This window comes from Nocardia sichangensis (assembly GCF_047200615.1).
Lineage (GTDB): Bacteria > Actinomycetota > Actinomycetes > Mycobacteriales > Mycobacteriaceae > Nocardia > Nocardia sichangensis.
In genome coordinates this window covers 19,886-36,159 of record NZ_JBJZOK010000029.1, presented here as the reverse complement: position 1 = coordinate 36,159, position 16,274 = coordinate 19,886, and the positions used below count along the sequence as shown (strand labels likewise).

11 protein-coding genes are annotated in these 16,274 nt (G+C 67.3%); 6 read left to right on the top strand and 5 right to left on the bottom strand.

Annotated elements, in window-relative coordinates; genetic code table 11:
- Positions 1 to 38: 38 nt before the first annotated feature.
- Entirely contained in the window at positions 39 to 3,332 is a 3,294-nt protein-coding gene (locus tag ACL03I_RS30935) for a BTAD domain-containing putative transcriptional regulator (protein ID WP_412807605.1), read from the bottom strand.
- A gap of 104 nt (positions 3,333 to 3,436) precedes the next feature.
- Here ACL03I_RS30935 and ACL03I_RS30930 point away from each other — a divergent pair, with 104 nt between their 5' ends.
- The 4 genes from ACL03I_RS30930 to ACL03I_RS30915 all read left to right on the top strand — a co-directional run bounded on the left by ACL03I_RS30930 (position 3,437) and on the right by ACL03I_RS30915 (position 6,815).
- Complete coding sequence (locus ACL03I_RS30930) at positions 3,437 to 4,114, top strand: hemerythrin domain-containing protein (protein ID WP_412807604.1); 678 nt, start codon at positions 3,437 to 3,439, stop codon at positions 4,112 to 4,114.
- 238 nt (positions 4,115 to 4,352) lie between these two features.
- A complete protein-coding gene (locus ACL03I_RS30925; RefSeq protein ID WP_412807603.1) occupies positions 4,353 to 4,946 on the top strand; it encodes a hypothetical protein in 594 nt (197 codons plus the stop codon).
- The gene (locus tag ACL03I_RS30920) at positions 4,927 to 5,871 is read left to right on the top strand and encodes a hypothetical protein (protein WP_397278364.1); all 945 of its coding nucleotides are present in this window, start codon (positions 4,927 to 4,929) and stop codon (positions 5,869 to 5,871) included. Before ACL03I_RS30925 ends, ACL03I_RS30920 begins: the two co-directional genes overlap by 20 nt.
- Positions 5,872 to 6,014: 143 nt before the next feature.
- Positions 6,015 to 6,815: an NHL repeat-containing protein gene (locus ACL03I_RS30915; protein ID WP_412807602.1), complete on the top strand. Its 801-nt coding sequence runs from the start codon at positions 6,015 to 6,017 to the stop codon at positions 6,813 to 6,815.
- A 3-nt stretch (positions 6,816 to 6,818) separates the two neighbouring features.
- Here the strand turns inward: ACL03I_RS30915 and ACL03I_RS30910 are convergent, their stop codons facing one another.
- The 4 genes from ACL03I_RS30910 to ACL03I_RS30895 form a co-directional block, all read right to left on the bottom strand.
- On the bottom strand, positions 6,819 to 10,964 hold the full coding sequence (locus ACL03I_RS30910; protein WP_412807601.1) for an nSTAND1 domain-containing NTPase: 4,146 nt from the start codon (positions 10,962 to 10,964) through the stop codon (positions 6,819 to 6,821).
- Positions 10,965 to 11,122: 158 nt separating this feature from the next.
- On the bottom strand, positions 11,123 to 12,580 hold the full coding sequence (locus tag ACL03I_RS30905) for an amidase (protein WP_364425319.1): 1,458 nt from the start codon (positions 12,578 to 12,580) through the stop codon (positions 11,123 to 11,125).
- A gap of 285 nt (positions 12,581 to 12,865) precedes the next feature.
- Positions 12,866 to 13,351, bottom strand: a complete 486-nt coding sequence (locus ACL03I_RS30900) for a DoxX family protein (RefSeq protein WP_355078170.1) — start codon at positions 13,349 to 13,351, stop codon at positions 12,866 to 12,868.
- A gap of 103 nt (positions 13,352 to 13,454) precedes the next feature.
- Entirely contained in the window at positions 13,455 to 14,369 is a 915-nt protein-coding gene (locus ACL03I_RS30895) for a universal stress protein (RefSeq protein WP_397278371.1), read from the bottom strand.
- A gap of 637 nt (positions 14,370 to 15,006) precedes the next feature.
- On the opposite strand from ACL03I_RS30895, the gene ACL03I_RS30890 reads away from it, so the two are divergent.
- Both ACL03I_RS30890 and ACL03I_RS30885 read left to right on the top strand, forming a co-directional pair.
- Positions 15,007 to 15,510 carry a DUF4158 domain-containing protein gene (locus ACL03I_RS30890; RefSeq protein WP_412807600.1) on the top strand — a complete coding sequence of 168 codons (504 nt, stop codon included), beginning with the start codon at positions 15,007 to 15,009 and terminating at the stop codon, positions 15,508 to 15,510.
- A gap of 128 nt (positions 15,511 to 15,638) precedes the next feature.
- Entirely contained in the window at positions 15,639 to 16,124 is a 486-nt protein-coding gene (locus tag ACL03I_RS30885; RefSeq protein WP_397278127.1) for a hypothetical protein, read from the top strand.
- Positions 16,125 to 16,274: the final 150 nt, after the last annotated feature.

Sequence of the window (16,274 nt, the reverse complement as noted above, 5' to 3'; positions counted from 1 at the left end):
GATGGTCCGGGTCCGACTTGTGAGCGACCAGTGAAGCGTCAGCGCTCGAGGCGTTCGGCCGCGGCCGCGATCCAAGTGGGGTTGCCGCAGCGTTGGGCGACGTGGAGCGCGGCCCGGTAGTGCGCGGCGGCGAGTTCGGCATCGCCGCGCCGGGCCGCCAGGTCACCGAGAACGGTGTCGACCGGACCGACCGCGTAGGAACCGGTGTCGGCGCCACCGAGCCGGTCACGGTAGGGAAGCAGATCGCGGTAGAGCGCGGCGGCCTCGGTGGGCGTGCCCAGTGTCGCGACCGCCATGCCGCGCAGTGTGAGGAACAGCGATCGGAACACGTCGTCGCGGATCGGCCGGGCCCGGCGCCGGATCCGCGCCGCTTCCGCCCGATCGCCGGCCGAGAGCAGGGCCAGCACCAGGAAATCCACCATGGCGTCGACGGTCGCGGGGACGGCGCTCTCGGCGAATGCGCCGGCCATCTCGGCCAGTTCACCGGCGCGGCCCTGGTGCAGCCGCACTACGAACAGCGCCATGGCCAGGATTCCGCCCGCATTGAAAATGCCCGCGCGGGTCAGCAGTTCGTTGGCTCGCAGATAGTGCTGCTCGGCCGTGTCGGGATCACCGGTCATGAGCGCCACCAGCCCGCACGCCATCGCGTTCGCCACCTGCGCCTGCCGCCACTGATAGCGGTCTGCCAGCGCGGTGGCCGCCTGGAGATGCTCGCGGACGGCGGCGATGTCAGCCGCGGACGCGGCGGCCTGAACCGCGACCGTGTGGCCGAGGAGCAGGTAATCGCTCCGGTCGGTGCGTCGCCCGACCTCGATCAACTCGGCTCCGAGCGGGCCGCGCTCCGGCGAGTCGTACAGCGAGGCCTGCGCTTGCAGCGCGGGAGCCAGCAGGGCGTCGTCGCCGAGCTCGCGGGCCAGAGTTTCGGCCTCGGCGGCGGCCACCGCCGCGCGTTCGCCGGCCTCGCCGCCGATCTCGTCGACAAGCGTCACCAGCAGTCGGCACCGGTCGGCGGGAGCGAGGCCGGGGGAACGCAGTGCGTCCTCTATCCAACCGACGACCCGGTGCTCGACCACGCCGTACTGTCGATTCATCCACGGGGTGGGTGTGTCCCACGCGGTGAACGCCCGTACCAGCAGATCGACTCGGCCGGCCTCCTCCGCCAGCGCCGCGGCCCGGTGCCGAGCGGTTCGAGCGGCGAGCCCGGCGCCACCGGCGAGATGACTGCGACCCGCCCGGCACAGCATCGCGACCCGTTCCTCGACGGTGTCTGCGCCGGTGTGACGCTCGAGCGCGGCGGCCGCGCGTTCATACCCGGCCGCGGCGACGTCGTGGGCGTAGCGCCGCTCGGCCCGTTCGGCTGCCGCCACGGCGTAGTCGGCGGCCCGTCGTGCCGTCTCCGGGTTCACCGACTCGCCGTAGTGGTGGGCCAAAGCCGCGAGATCTCCCGGATCGATCTCCTCGATCGCGGCGGCGACCCGCCGATGCCATCGGTCACGGCGGATCCGGGAGAGGTCGCCGAGCAGCGTGTCCCGCACCAAAACGTGCGTGAAACGCGCTCGGCCGCTGGCCGGTTCGTCCAGGAGCCCGGAGAGCACCCCCGCTTCCACCGCGTCGAGCACGTCGTCCTCGGGCACCTCGGCCGCGCGCACCAGCACCGCGACATCGAACTCCCGGCCGATCACCGCGGCCAGACGCAGCAGCGCCACCCCGGTCTCGGGAAGCCGGGAAAGCCTGCGGCGCAGTACGTCCCGCACACCCTCCGGAACGTCCGACGCGGCGACCAGTTCGCCCTCGCTCTGCAGCAGACGTGCGACCTCGATGAGATAGAACGGATTCCCACCGGTGCGCTCGTGCAACGTCCGGACCACAGCGGCCGCCGGTGTGCTGCCGGTCAGGGCGGTGATCAGGCGACCGCTGTCCTCGACGCCGAGGCCGCGCAGGCGAACCCGGGCGCGCACGGTGGTGGCAAGGGCCGCGAGCGCGTCTGCCAACGCAGGCGGCACCTCGTCGGGGCGGTAGCCGATCACGACGAGCCCGGGTACCTGCGTCGCCACCGCGGTGAGCAGCGCCGCTGTCTCGGTGTCGCCCCGATGTACGTCATCGAGCAGGATCGCCAACGGGGCGACGGCGGCGACGGCGCTCAGGTAGCCGCACACCGCCCGATGTAGCAGGAAACGGCCATGGTCGCGGTCGGCGTCCTGTGCACCGGCGCCGTCGGTGAGCAGCGGCGCCAGGGCGGGCGCGAAGCCGCCGGGATCGTGCTCGCGGGCCAGGGCGCGCAGGATCTCGACCCATGGCCAAGCCGACGGAGCGGCGTCGTCCTCCGGGCAGCGTCCGATCACCACCCGGTGCCCGTTCGCGCGCAAAGCGGCGCCGAAGTGCTGCAGCAGAGTCGATTTCCCACTGCCGGCTTCACCCGCCACAGTCGCCGATCGAGGGCCGGCACCGGCGGCCGCGTCGCGCAGCGCGGCGAGTTCTCCGGTTCGGCCGAACAATCCCGGATTCGGCTCGGCCTGCGGTGCGCTCGCGGCCGCTGCGGACGTGGACGGTGTCTGCGGGAGTGGAATCGCCCGCTCGCGCAGCGGGATTCGTTGCGCGAGGATGTCCGCCTCCAGCCGGGTCAAAGCCGGACCCGGATCTATTCCGAGTTCGTCCGCGAGAACGTTGCGGGCCTGGCGCAGGGCGCTCAGCGCGTCGGCTTGGCGGCCCGCCCGATATCGAGCCAGCGCTGTCAGCCGCCACGCCTCTTCCCGCAGCGGGTGCTCCCTGCTCAAGACCTCGGCCTCGGCAGCGGCGAGCGCCGGCTCGTCGAGCTCGAGCAGGGCTGCCGCGAGTTGCTCGCGTGCGCCCAGCCGTAATTCCTCCAGCCGCGCCGCTTCCGCGGTCGCCCACGGCTCCGCCGCGTAGGCGGCGTAGGCGGGGCCCTGCCAGCGGGCGAGCGCGCGGTCCAGCGTGCGCCGTCGCTCGCGCGGATCGACCTGCTGCCCAGCGGCGTCGAGTTCCGCGCCGAAGCGCCACGCGTCCACGTCCTCAGTGGCGAATCGGACCGCGTAGCCGGGGGTCCGGCTGATCAGAACGGTGGCGGGTGTGCGCGGCGCCCGCTGCGGCTCCAGCAACCGCCGCAGGTTGGAGACGTAGGCCTGCAGTGCGCCGAGTGCCCGCGGCGGCGGTTCACCCCGCCACAGGTCATCGATGAGCCGATCGACCGGCACGACCTCGCCCCGTGCGACCAGCAGCCGCGCCAGCACGCCACGTTGCCGCGGACCGCCGAGATCGAGTTCGCCCTGCTCGTCCGCCGCGGTCAGCGCGCCGAGCACCCGGATCCGAACCATGACGCGCCAAGTCTAAGACCGACCCCCATGCAGTGCCTTACAAGTGGGCTGCAAGCGGCGGGCCGCACAGTCGCTACAGTTCACCACTGCGACAGGAGCACCGCATGAACACCACCCGCACCGCGCCCGGCCGCCCCGACACCTACGACATGGTCATCCTGCACAACGCCTTCCGCAGACACTTCAGCGCTCTGCCCGGCCTCGTCGCTGCGGTGGCGCCCGGAGACGTCGAGCGCGCCCGGCGCCTGATCACCTTCCTCGGCGAACTCGGCGACGGCCTGCACCTCCATCACACCGGCGAGGACGAGCTCATGTGGCCGATCCTGCTCGAGCGCGCCTCCGCGGACGCCGCTCTGGTGCTGCGCATGGAGGAACAGCACGAGCGGATCGCCGAACTCACCGAGCGCGCCCACCGCGACGGGACCGAGTTCGCCACCGCCGCCGACCCGTCGGTTCGGGACCGGCTCGCGGCCACGCTGCGGGCGCTGTCCGATACCCTCGACGAGCACATGGCCGAGGAGGAGCGGCACATCCTGCCCGTGGTCGAGAACGTCATGACCGCGCTCGAATGGCAGGCTCTCGGCGAACGCGGACGCGAGCACATGCCGAAGGACCGCCAGCTGGTCTTCCTCGGCTTCATTCTGCAGGGCGTCTCCGACGACGACCGCCGGAAAATTCTCGCCGAGATGCCACTTCCCGCCCGGCTCGCGTGGCGTCTGCTCGGCCGCCGCGTCTTCGCCAAGGAATACCGCGAGATCTACCACGCCGATCCGGAGTGGTGACCGCGAAACGACAATCGAAGTCGCTGCACCTCGTCGCGGAAATGCCCAGCCGCCGAGATTCGGCGCATTCGCATGCCGCACACAGCGTCATGAGTGACAGAAATGGTGCTTCATCACCTGGGCAGTGAGATGATCAGTGGTGCGACACGGTCGGTCACGTGCGCGTTGACTGAGCACCGACGTAATCGTGTTCCGGAATGGGGGGAGGGAAAGAATGTTCGCTCGGCGAATGATGGTCGTGGGTGGGGCGGCGCTCGCGTTATCGGCATGCGCCACGTCGATACCCGACCCGCAAGCGGGCACTGCGACGACGACCCAACTGTTGTCCGGAACCGATGCCCCGCCGGGTGATGAAGCGCCGGGGCGACCAGGCAAAACCGATGCCGGTATGGCGGCCGGGGCGCCCTTCCGGATTCCGGCGTTCACCGAACTCCAGGGCGCACCAATCGTCGCGGTCAAAGAGTTGGCAGTGCAGCGCATAGCCGCGGCGTGCGGCGGCTGCGCGAGCGTTGCCGTTGCACAAGACAAGGCCGACACCTACCGCAGCATTTGCCAGTACTCCGGATTCTCCGGCGCGAAGCAGGATTCGACCCCGACCGGAGAGTCGGTGAACGGGTCGTTGATTCTGATGTCCGGCTCGACACTGACGCTGCTCACGGGAACACTGTCCCCGCAGAAAGTTCCCTGCGGCACAGAAGGCTTCGAACCGAAGACATCCGACACCACCTCCCCCACGAGAACCGTCTCCCCTACCGGAACCGACTCGACCACCCGAACCCAAACGCCCACCGAGACGGCGACGAGCAAGCCACGTGTCACCACCACCAGATGAGCAGGCGTCGACACCCGCAACGGGTTCGGCGTTCGACGGGTTTGGTCACGTCGCACGATCCATCGGGCAACTGGTCGCGCCGACTACGTTGCTCACCGCCGTCCTGTTCTACTTCGGATGGGCGCATGTCTACTGGTACTTCAACTACTTCGGTGTCGACTCGACGACGCTGAATCCGAGCATCCGTGAGTACCTGATGCGCACCGTCGACGCACTGTTCGTGCCGCTGACACTCGTCGGTCTCATCGGTATGGCGGTGCTGTGGGGATACGTCGCGCTTCCGGATTCGATCCGCACCCGTCGACCGGGGCGGTGGGCCACCGCCGCGATCGTGCTGATCGCCGGGGCGGTCCTCGTCAACGGGCTGTCCCGGATATACGTAGTGACCCCGATCAACAAGGGTTTGTGCGTGGCACCGGTGTCGATCATCGCTGGGGTGCTGGTGTTCTGGCTGCTGGTCGTGCTGCGTCGTAAGCGTCTGCGTGAAAGCCTGCCTGCGACAGCGCCGCCACCGTCGCAGGCGGCAGCGGTCGCGGAGTGGGTGATCCTGTTTCTCATGGTCGGCATCAATTTGTTCTGGATCGCCACCGATTACTCGGTCGCGGTCGGTCAGACCCGAGCTCGGGAATGGGCCGCGCAACTGCCCACCAGTTCCCAAGTCATCATCTACAGCGAAAAGGAATTGCACCTTTCCGGGCCGGATGTCCGAACGACGCCCTGCGACCCCGACCCCGACACCGGATCCGCCTACCGGTTCCGCTACGACGGGCTGGCGCCACTGAGCCGCATCGGTGACCACTACGTCCTGGTCCCCCGGACCTGGAGGCCCGGGCACGGCGCGGCCATCGTCCTGCCCGCGCAGAGCCCGGGCGCGATCCGGTTCGAGTTCCGCCTGGCGGGCGACACGGTACCGGCCAAATGCTGAATATGAGGCTGCGGTCGAGGGGAGGGTGGATCGCGGCGGGGGTTGTCGTGGTGGTGGCGGTGGGCGTGGCGGTTTGGGTGTGGTGGCCGGCTCAACGTTCGAACCGGGACATGTGGGGCTGGGCGGCGCAAACCGAGCTGCCGATGCCGGTTTCGGGGCCGAGTGGCATCGCGGTCTCCGCGAGCGGAGACGTCTACGTGTCCGAGAACGAGGGCATCCAGCGGCTGCCCTCCGGGCGATACACTCCGGAGCGCATCGGTCTGCCGGATCTGCACTGGCCCTCGGGTTTCGCCATCGGACAGGACGCTCAGCTCTATGTCTGCGACTATCAGCACGGTCAGGTGCTTAAGGTGGCGGCCGACACGAAAAATATCGCGCTGTTGCCGCTAGTGGGGTTCGGCGCGGCCGACCTGAATAGTTCCGAACGTGCGAACGGAGCCGGCGTCGCGGTCGACCGTACGGGGAATGTGTACATCACCGACCCGGACAACGCCCGAATCCTGAAGTTCCCGGCAGGCTCCAGTACGCAGGTTGTGCTGTTGACGGTCGATCACCTCGGTGCGCCGATCACGGTTTCCGACGCCGGCGAGTTGGTGGTGACGAGCACCGCCCCGGTCAATCGACTGCTGCGTATCCCGCCGGGTTCGGTGACGCCCACCGAAACTCCGCTGCCTGCCGGCGAAGCGGTCGCCGCGCTCGCCTTCGATCACGACGGAGCGCTGCTGCTGGCCGACAACGCCTGGATTCCGGACACGGCCAGTATGGTCGGCGCGTCCACACAGGACGGGAGATTGTGGCGGATTCCGGCCGGATCGACGACGCCGATTAGGTTGCCGTACGCCGAACTCGGCGCGATCAGCGGAATCGCCGTCGAACCGCACGGCGAGATCCTCATCACTGACAGAAATGGTGGCCGAGCGGTGCGGCTGATGCGCAAGCCGTAAACGTTACGGGCAAGTCCGGCGGTATTCGATCGTCGGGACATATTGCTGCCAGCCAGCGGGATCAAGCCCCGTGCCCACAGTCGCGCAGGCGATTTCGACCGTTCGCCGACGCAATTCGTTCAGCGCGCTCAAGTCCCAGATGACCGCTGGGCCATCGCTGTACACCGCGACCAGTGTGTCACCGTCCGTACTCAATTGAGCACCGGCCACCGCATCGGCCCTGGCGTCGATCGGGTCGCCGACTTGTACCGGACGTGCTGGATCAGTGATATCCCACAGAAGGATCCTTCCATCCAACCCCAGTTCCGTGAGCAGGCGGCCGGTCTGATCGAAGATCACGTCGACATCGCCGCCCATGGTGTCCCGCAGCGGGTCGCCGAGCCGACGCGGATGTGCGAGATCCTTCATGTCCCAGAGCTGTATGGTCTTGTCCGTGCTGCTCGTGACCAGGACTCGTGCGGCGGGCGAGTATGCGAGCCTACCGACCATCACTCTGGTGGGTGCCATGCCGGCCAACGACGGTTCATCGGGATTCGTGAGGTCCCATAACGCGGCATTCCCGCCGTTCCAGCCGAGGGCGAGTAGGCGGCCATCGGTAAATGTCAGTCCTGTTATCTGACGGTCGCGCAAGCCGCGTCCGATCCGGCGCGGCGTTTCCCGCTTGCTGATGTCCCACACCAGTGAGTTCTTGTCGGAGCCCGCGGCGAGGCGATTGCCGTCAGGTGTGAACACGATCGCCCGCACGATTCCGCCGAGCCCGGTCAGAGGTGGTCCGAGACGACGAGGATGGGCGCGATCGCTGATGTCCCACAGCGATACCGTCCGGTCCGGCCCGCCTGTGGCCACCGTCTTGCCGTCAGCGGACAAGGCGACCGCCGACAGTCGGTGATCGTTCCTCGAGAAATCGACGTGCTCGGCATTCCAGGTGGCGAGTCGGAGCGGGACTCGCGAGTTCGAGATATCCCAGAGGTCGACGTTGCCGTTGGCGCCGCCGATCGCCATCAAGTCACCGACTGTGGTGACACAGCAGGGTGGCCTCTTCCTATCGAAACTTCCGTACAACGACGGACCGGCAGGCTTGGGCTGAACGCGAAATTCGCTGTCCCACAGCGTGACGCGACCATCCCGAGCACCGGTGGCAACTCGGCCGGTGCTGGCGACCCCTACGGCGCTGACATCGCTCGGCTGGCCGACCCACGCCCCGCGCCACTGTCGCGGGTTTGCTGGATCGTCGAGATCGTAAAGGTATGCCGCGTTGCCATACGCTACGGCGAGTCGACCCGTCGCCGGTGCGAATGCGAAATGGCGGGTCGCTCGCATAGCCGCACCCAGCTGTTGCGGGCGGGTGGGATCGCCCACGTCCCAGCGGGTGAGCCCGGCGAGGTCCAGATAAACCGCCAAGATTCCCCCGCCTGGTGAGAAGGCAAGTGCGTCGGGGCCGAGTGGCGATCGTCCGGGCAGTTGGGCTTCGATTCTCCCGATCTGGTGTGGTGTGCCGAGGTCCGAAACGTCCCATAGGAATACACCTCCGGGAACACCGGTGGCGAGTGTCCGCCGATCGGGCGAAATCGCGACCGCATCGGCGTGTTGTTCCTGCGGCGCCAGCGTTACCGCTCGCGGCGGACCAGTGAAGTCCCACAGCCGCGTCGGCTGGGTCCAGCCGAAAGTGACCCCGAAGGCCCCACCGGAGTCCAGCACCATTTGTGTCTTCTCATCGATGTCCGGCAGCAGGCGTTTGCCGACCAGCCGATGGCTCGGATCGCTGGCATCCCACTCCAGCACGCCTTCCAGGCCGTTTCCGTCGAAGGTGTGATCGTGCGAGACCATACCGAGTCTGGCGTTCCTGGCATCGATATCGATCCCCGCACCGGTCAGTAGTCGGCGTCCGTCCGGTGAAAACACAGGCTCCGCGAGGGTACTCGGGCCGGTCAACGGATCGCCGTACCGGCGCGGTCCGCGCGGATCTGTGAGATCCCACAGCGCGATGACGCCGTCATAGGTCTGTACCGCGAGCATGTGACCGTCCGGGGAGAACACGGTATGGCTCACCTCTCGTCCGTTGCCGTCGAGCGTTCCGCCGTAGTAGGTGGTGGCGAGCCAGTCCACAAGCCAGTTGCGGGTTTCGACACTTGGGTGAATAGTGTCGGCCGCCAGCGCGAGACGGATCGAGGTGCGCGGTTCGGCTTGAAACAGGCCTTGCGCATCCGTGAGCAGCGCGCGTGCGACAGTTGTGCGTTGCTGGTCGACAGCCTTGCGCTGCTGGATCACCGCGATTGTCGCGGCGACCAGCGCCGCGACGAGCAGAGTGGACAGCACGGCCGTCGCGCGCCCACGCCGGAAGCGATCTCTGCGATAGCTACGCTCGAGAAATTCCTTCGCGCTGGAGCTGAGGTCGACACGGTTGGTCGCCAGTCGACGTAGGCGCGGTGGCCACGTGCGCAGATTCGGCCTCCGTTGGACGCGCATGCGTGCGCCGGTGTCGTCCATCGCCGACTCCAGTCGTCCACGCTCCCAGAGCCTGGTCGCCGCGCGGTCCTGCTTCCAGTCAGCGGCGGCTTCCTCGATCGCGCGGCGGGCGCGCAGCGCCTTGCCCTCCTTCTCGATCGCGTCTCGCAGTAGCGGCCAGTGTTGCAGAAACGCTTCGTGTGCCGCCGAGACGACGATTCGTCTGTCTTCTTCATCGATGGTGAGCAGTCGTTGCGTGACGAACGCGTCGACGACCGTGGCGTCGGTTTCGGTCAGCTCGTCGCGCGGTATCCGGGCGCGGGTGGGCACGCCCCGTTCGTCGACGGTCACCAGGCGCAGCATCACGTCGATGATCTGGTTGTCGGTGAGGGTGGTGGCCGCGCGGGCTTCCGCCAGCGCCACTTCGGCCTGACGTACCAGCGCGCCTCGTACACCGCCGGTTTCGTCGTAGCGTTGTAATGAGAGCGTCCCACCGCGGTGCACACCGTCGGCCAGTCGCTCCAGTGCGAATGCCAGCAAGGGCAGCGCCTCACCGCTGTCGGTGTCGGCGAGCAGCTCGGTGACGAGGCCGTCGTCGATGCGGAAACCGGCCACCCGCGCAGGTCGTTCGATGGCCTCGCGAAGTCCGCCTTTCCGCAGTGGGCGCAAAGGATACGTTTCGGTCGACAATGAGCTCATCGCAGGATCGACGATCATTTGGTCGAGGAATTCCGTCCGCAAGGTGGCCAGCACTTGCACGGGCCCGCCGATCGCCGGGGCGAGCAGTTCGGTGAACTCCGCGCGCTGCGCGGGCTCGGCGCGTCGGAACAATTCCTCGAATTGGTCGACCACCAACAGCAGTTTGCGCCGGCGGCTCGACTCGTCCGCGATCAATATCTCATCCGAGACTTCTCGCAAGCCGTCTTTCGCCAGGCGGTCGCGCACCGATGACAGTTGCCAGTCGAGTCCGGTCCGTCGTCTGGCGATCGCCAGCGTCCGGGCAAGCGCACCCACAGGGTCCACGCCGGGCGTCATCGGTTCCATTGGCAGCCAGTAATTTTCCTCCGCGATCAACGGGATGACACCGGCGCGCACCAGGGAGGATTTGCCGCATCCTGATGGTCCGATGACCAGCAAGACCGAGGGGGTGGATCGGAAGGCGGGGGCGCGCAATCGCTCAGCGATCGCGCTCGCCTCCCGTGCGCGCCCGAAGAAGACCCGGTGCTGGGCGGTCTCGAACGACGCCAAGCCGGGGTACGGCGACTGGTCGTCCGGCCAGCCCGATCCTCCGCCCGCGTCCAGCGCGCGCAACGATCGCGCCAGTCCAGCCCGCGCCGCGTCGGCATCGGCCACGGCGTCGGGCTGCTGGATCGATTTCAGCAGCGGATGTGTCGCGCCCGCCGCCGCACGCACTGGAAGCAATCTGCTGCCGAGGGTTTTCGCGATGCCGATTTCGATTGCGCACCAGGTAGATCGAAGGTAGGTCGGGGTGATGACGCAGACCACCGCGTCGGCCCATCGCAAACGCTCGTAGAGCCGCTGCTCCCATTCCTCCCCTGCGGCAAGGCCGTCGACCGGATGCTGGTCCAGGAACACCTCGTGCCGCTCCGCGACCAGCCAACCGTGGATCTCGTCGGCCCACGCCCGGTCTGTGCCGGCGTGGCTGATGAATACCCGGGCCACCACTCCTCCAGCGATCGCCATACCGTCGTCCCGGCGAAAGCCGGACGCAGACACAAAGCCGAGTGCTGGAACAACGCTACCGGTCCAGCCGAGCCGCACAGCGGTTTTACCGGTTCGTCACCGGATCCGATCAGCGCACCCTTCGGGCCCGCGACAAGAGCGAAGCGAGTCGACCTCCCTCAGACGAAACCGGGCGGCGGGCTGAATCCGCCGAACTCCTGCTCGATCAACTCCGCGAACCGCAACGTGGTGTGGTCTTCGAGATAGGGGCCGATGATCTGCATGCCGTAGGGCAGCCCCTCGGGCGAGCGCCCGATCGGCGTTGCGGTAGACGGTAGCCCGAGCAGTGTCGCGATACTCGCCCACACCAGGTGGTAGTTATAGGGGTGCGTGGTGCCGTCGATATCGATAGTGCGAGTGTCCATGTCCGAATGGTCATGCGGGAAGGCAGGCGTCGGCGTGATCGGGCACAGCACCACGTCGAATTCGTCGAACAGGCGTCGCCACTGGTCGGCCAGGACCATACGGACACGGTCCGCCCTGATCCAGTCGCCGTGGCCGGCCACGAACGCGCGGCGGATGACATCCTCCGGACGGTCGGAGTTCGGCGGAATGTCGGCAACGGCGGCTTGGAGCGCTCGGTAGGTATCGACCGGCGCATCCGCGCCGAACTGCGACATCAGCAGTGTCAGATAGGTGTTCGCCGTCAATGTGAGGTCGGGCAGCAGCGCGCTGTGCCGGGCGACCGCGGCACCAGCCTTTTCGAGCCCTCGAGCGATCCGGTCGAACCCGTCGCGGATGACGGTCGACGTCGGCAACAACGGATGAGTGTCGATGACCAGCACCCGGAAGTCGTCGAACTCGGCGCTGCGCGGCGGTGGCAGCGCGAGCTTGTATGCGACCGCCTCCACCTCGTCGGGACCGGCGAGCAACAGGGTCGCCAACGTCAGGTCGGCGGCACTGCGCGTCATGGGCCCGACCACGGCGAGGTCTTGCGGGGCCGGCAGCGCAGGCGTCCGAGGCGGCGTATTCCCCCGACCCGGCAGCAGCGTCCGTGACGGCTTGTGGGCGTATATGCCGCAGAAATGCGCTGGTACCCGCAGCGAGCCGCCGATGTCGGAGCCGAGTGCCAGCGAGACATACCCTGCCGCGAGTGCGGCGGACGAGCCGCCCGAGGAGCCGCCGGGCGAGCGTGTCAGGTCCCACGGGTTGTTGGTGGTGCCATAGATGTCGTTGTAGGACTGCCAGTCGTGCAGGGCGCGCGGCACATTGGTCTTGCCGATGACAACACCGCCCACACCCTTCACCCGCGTCACCAACGCCGCGTCCTCGGCAGGCTGCCAATCCTTCGCATCGGGAAATCCCCACGTCGTGGGCAGACCCGCGACATTGAACGATTCCTTCACCGCCACCGGCACGCCCAGTAACGGTGCGTACTCACCGCGCGCCAGCGCCGCGTCCGCCTGCTTCGCTGCGGCGCGGGCGCGGTCGAAATCCCGCACCACGATGGCGTTGATCTTGTCGTCGAACTTTTCGATCCGCGCGATGGTCAGCTCGAGCAGTTCGGTGGCCGAGATGGTTTTCGTCCGCAGCGCGGCCACCTGATCACGGAGAGTCGCGAACTCCAGTCCGGACATGCTGTCTCCTTTTCACCCCTAGGGTTCGCGCTCGGTGGTTCCTCACCGAAGTTCAGCCGGGACTCGCTGTACCGGATCGGATTCTATACATGCTTCGGCGAGGTTCGAAAATCGTTCCGACAGAAGGTGATTCATGCACGATGCAGGCTACATCGGGCAACTTTTGCCCAACAGGACGCAAAATCGAAAAACCACGAATCAAGATGGCAATGGTCCACACGGCGCAGCCAGACCCGCCATCTCGGGGGCATGACAGTGACCATCGCGGGCACTCCTACGACGGGACTACGCAAGGACGTCGTGCTGAGCACGGCGGGTGAGCCACGCATCCAATGACCAGCGGCCGGGCCCTGCCCAGATCAGGAAGATCAACCCGAGCAACATCGCGACATCGGTGCGCGCGTCGTGGACCATTCCCCAGAAGCCTTCCACTCCCTGGAACCCGCCCGGGCGCAGCTCACGCAACTTGGTGAAGACGATCGCCAAGCTGATATCCACCAGCAACGGCAGCGCGGCGAAGCGGGTCAGCAGTCCGATGACGATCAAGACGCCGCAGACGATTTCGATGACACCGTCGAAGTTCGCGAAGAACGTCGGTGCGGGGATGCCGATCTTCTCGAACCGGCCCGGCCCCAGTTTGTCCGGATACAGGTACTTCTGAATCCCCTCACTGAGGAACACCAGCCCCACCGCCAACCGGATACAGATCACTGCCGCCGGGCCGTCCGCGCCGAGGATGCGCGGCCACGACCACCGATCCGTCGCCGCCATCGGCACTCGCCTCCCGATATCACATGGTCCGCCGACGAGCAGCACCGTGGCGGCTACCGCCGCGTACGTCGAAGTTACACCGCCCTGTGCCCGATCTCGGTCATCACGGGTGGACGACCATGACCGGGCACGAGGCATGCTGTACCAGAGTGTTCGCGGTGGAACCGAGCAACATGCCCGCGAAACCGCCCCGTCCGCGACTGCCAACGACCAGCAACTGCGCCACGTTCGACCAGGACAGCAGGTGCGACGCCGGCGCGGAAACCTCGACTTTCCGTGCGACGCGAACCTCGGGGAACTTCTCCTGCCACCCCGCGACACGCTCGGCGAGAACCGCCCGCTCGATGTTGTCGAGTTCGGCCTCGGCCCGGTGGGCGTGACCGGCGAAGCGCCCGGAGTCCCAGTCGCTCCACACATGGACAGCGACGAGTTCGACATCGCGTTCGGCCGCTTCCGTGAAGGCTGCCTCGATAGCCGCGTCGCCGACGGGGCTACCGTCCACGCCGACCACCACCGGGCCGGATGTGTGGACCGCGCCGTCGGCATCAGGGTCGGGGCGCACGACGACCACGGCGCCGCGCGCGTGGGCGGTCACGGCCAGCAGCGTGGAGCCCAGATGGGTGAACGTCCCCGCGTTTCCGGTCGCACCGAGCACGACCGCGTACGCCTCCGCGCTGTGCTCGATCAGCAATTGCTTCCCGGTATCGGTGGTCGCGCGAGACGAGATACGCAACTCGGGTGCGACCGATCGGGCCACGCGTTCGGCCCGGGCGACCACATCCTGTCCCTGTTGCCGGATGACGTCGAGGACCGAGGGAATCACGACCTCGTAGTCGCCGAGTACCCAGTCGTTGCCCACCGCGTCCATGCCGTGAAGGATCTCGAGTTCGCGTCCGCGATCGGCCGCGAACCGCGCCGCCCACCGGAGGGCGGTCCACGACCCGTCCGAACCATCCACGCCGACAACGATTTTCGCCGTGGCGAGGTGATGCGGGTCGTCGAATCGCTGCTCTGTCATGGGGACCTCCCGAGCCTGTGGTCGCGTAGCACCCAGCCGGGCGCCGACCTCAACGGTATGAGCCGCGGCACAGGCTCGAATGCGGCTGATCGTCCCCGGGAGAAGTGACCAAAGACCACTCGAGCGAGGCAGGCCGGTCCTCTGGACCGTCGCCGCTGGGCCCGATGCCGTCGGCAATCGCGATTCGGGACCTTGGTCCCTCGCGGCGCATCTCCCGGTTGACCAGACTGGACGATCCGCGGCGCGTCGTCTCCGACCACCTCGACCTCGATGACGCCGCGCTGGCCACGATGTGCGAACGCGCGGTCCGGAACTACGATCCGCGCATATCCTGCTCGGCCCACTTCCTGGGCCGCGACATGGTGTGCGCCGATGACCGCGCCGTGGGCCGTGGCCGTCGGCGTGGGCAAAAAATACCGCGGAGACGACGGGAGCCGTCGTAGTCGCGGTGGATGTGGTGCGCCTCGAGCCGGGCGTCGGTCTGTCCGGGGTTCCGGTAGAAACGGCGCGTAAACAACGGATATGGCGTAACACCCTGGTGGGAGCGAGTTTTCGCGTTCTGGGTGCGGGTGTGCGTGGTTGACGCTCGGCTTGGCTGCCGATGATGTTGGTCGGCGCGGGTGGAGGTTGAGGGTTCGTGGCGACGCGGGTGTTCGCGGACGAGGAGTTGGAGCGTCTGCGGGGGTTCCCGGAGATCAGTCGCGAGGAGTTGTTCCGGTATTTCACGTTGACTCCGGCAGATCTGGCGTTTGTTGACCCGGGCCGGGGCCGGGGTCCGGCGGATCGGTTGGGTCTGGCGATTGCGTTGTGCACGTTGCCGTGGCTGGGCTTCGTGCCGGATCGGGTGGTGACTGCGCCGCCGGTGGCGGTGGCACGACTGGCCGAGCAGTTGAAGGTGGATGCGACCCATATCGGTTCCTACGGCCGGCGGGCGCAGACCCGGCCGGATGAGTCGGTGTCCTCGATCGCGCGGCTGCTGGGGATATCGCGGACCACGCTCTATAAGTACCTTCCGGAACTGACCGCGAAGAACCAACCGCGGCACCGCGCCGCGGATCCCGGTCCGAGCCCCACCATGTCGCCGACCTGGGGTTCGCGCTTACCGCGGGACTCGCGCAAACCCCTCTGGTGTCACTTATAGGACTTGTGCATAACTGCTGTGTGGCGTGGTCTAGGCTGCTGTCCGCTCGACGGATCTTTTCCACCACCTACCGACACCGAAAGGCGCACATAGTGGTTCGTGGAAGACTTTTCGCTTCGATACTCGCGTTGACCGCCGCTGTACTGGTCAATGTGGCCGGGCCGGCCAGCGCAACGACCAGCATATGGATCGGGAGAGCGTTCCCAGACGCACACGGCGACTACAGCTGGTGGGTCGTCGCCGAGATCACCTACGTCTGCGAACCCGGCCAGGCCAACGCCCTGTGGGTCAAGGTCGAGTCCGAACGGTTCAAAAGCCCGGAAGGCCGACCCGTCCGTATGAAAGACGAGGCCCTGGATCGGGTGACCTGTGACGGCGAATCTCGGCAGACGAAGGTCAGGGTGCCATTGGGCTACGACTACGGCGAGGGCCCGAATCGCGCAGATGCTCACGACGGCGACGGCATTGAACTCATGACGTATTACTACGATGACCGTGCGGTCGAGATCACCGCCGCGTTCGCCTACCTGCCGCCTGACGCCGAGGACATGAGCCAGGTCGAGATCCAGAAGGACACCACCGAGAACCGGACCCTGACTCTGACTCAGGAATAGTCCTCGGCCCGCAGCGGTCCGCACCGGACCGCTGCGCAGCGTGCGAGCCTGGAACGTGAGAACCGGCCAGATACTCTGGCCGGTTCTCGTTGTGCCATCGAGTGCGAACCACAGGCACACATCCATGTACGGGTGCAGGCCTCGTGCGCC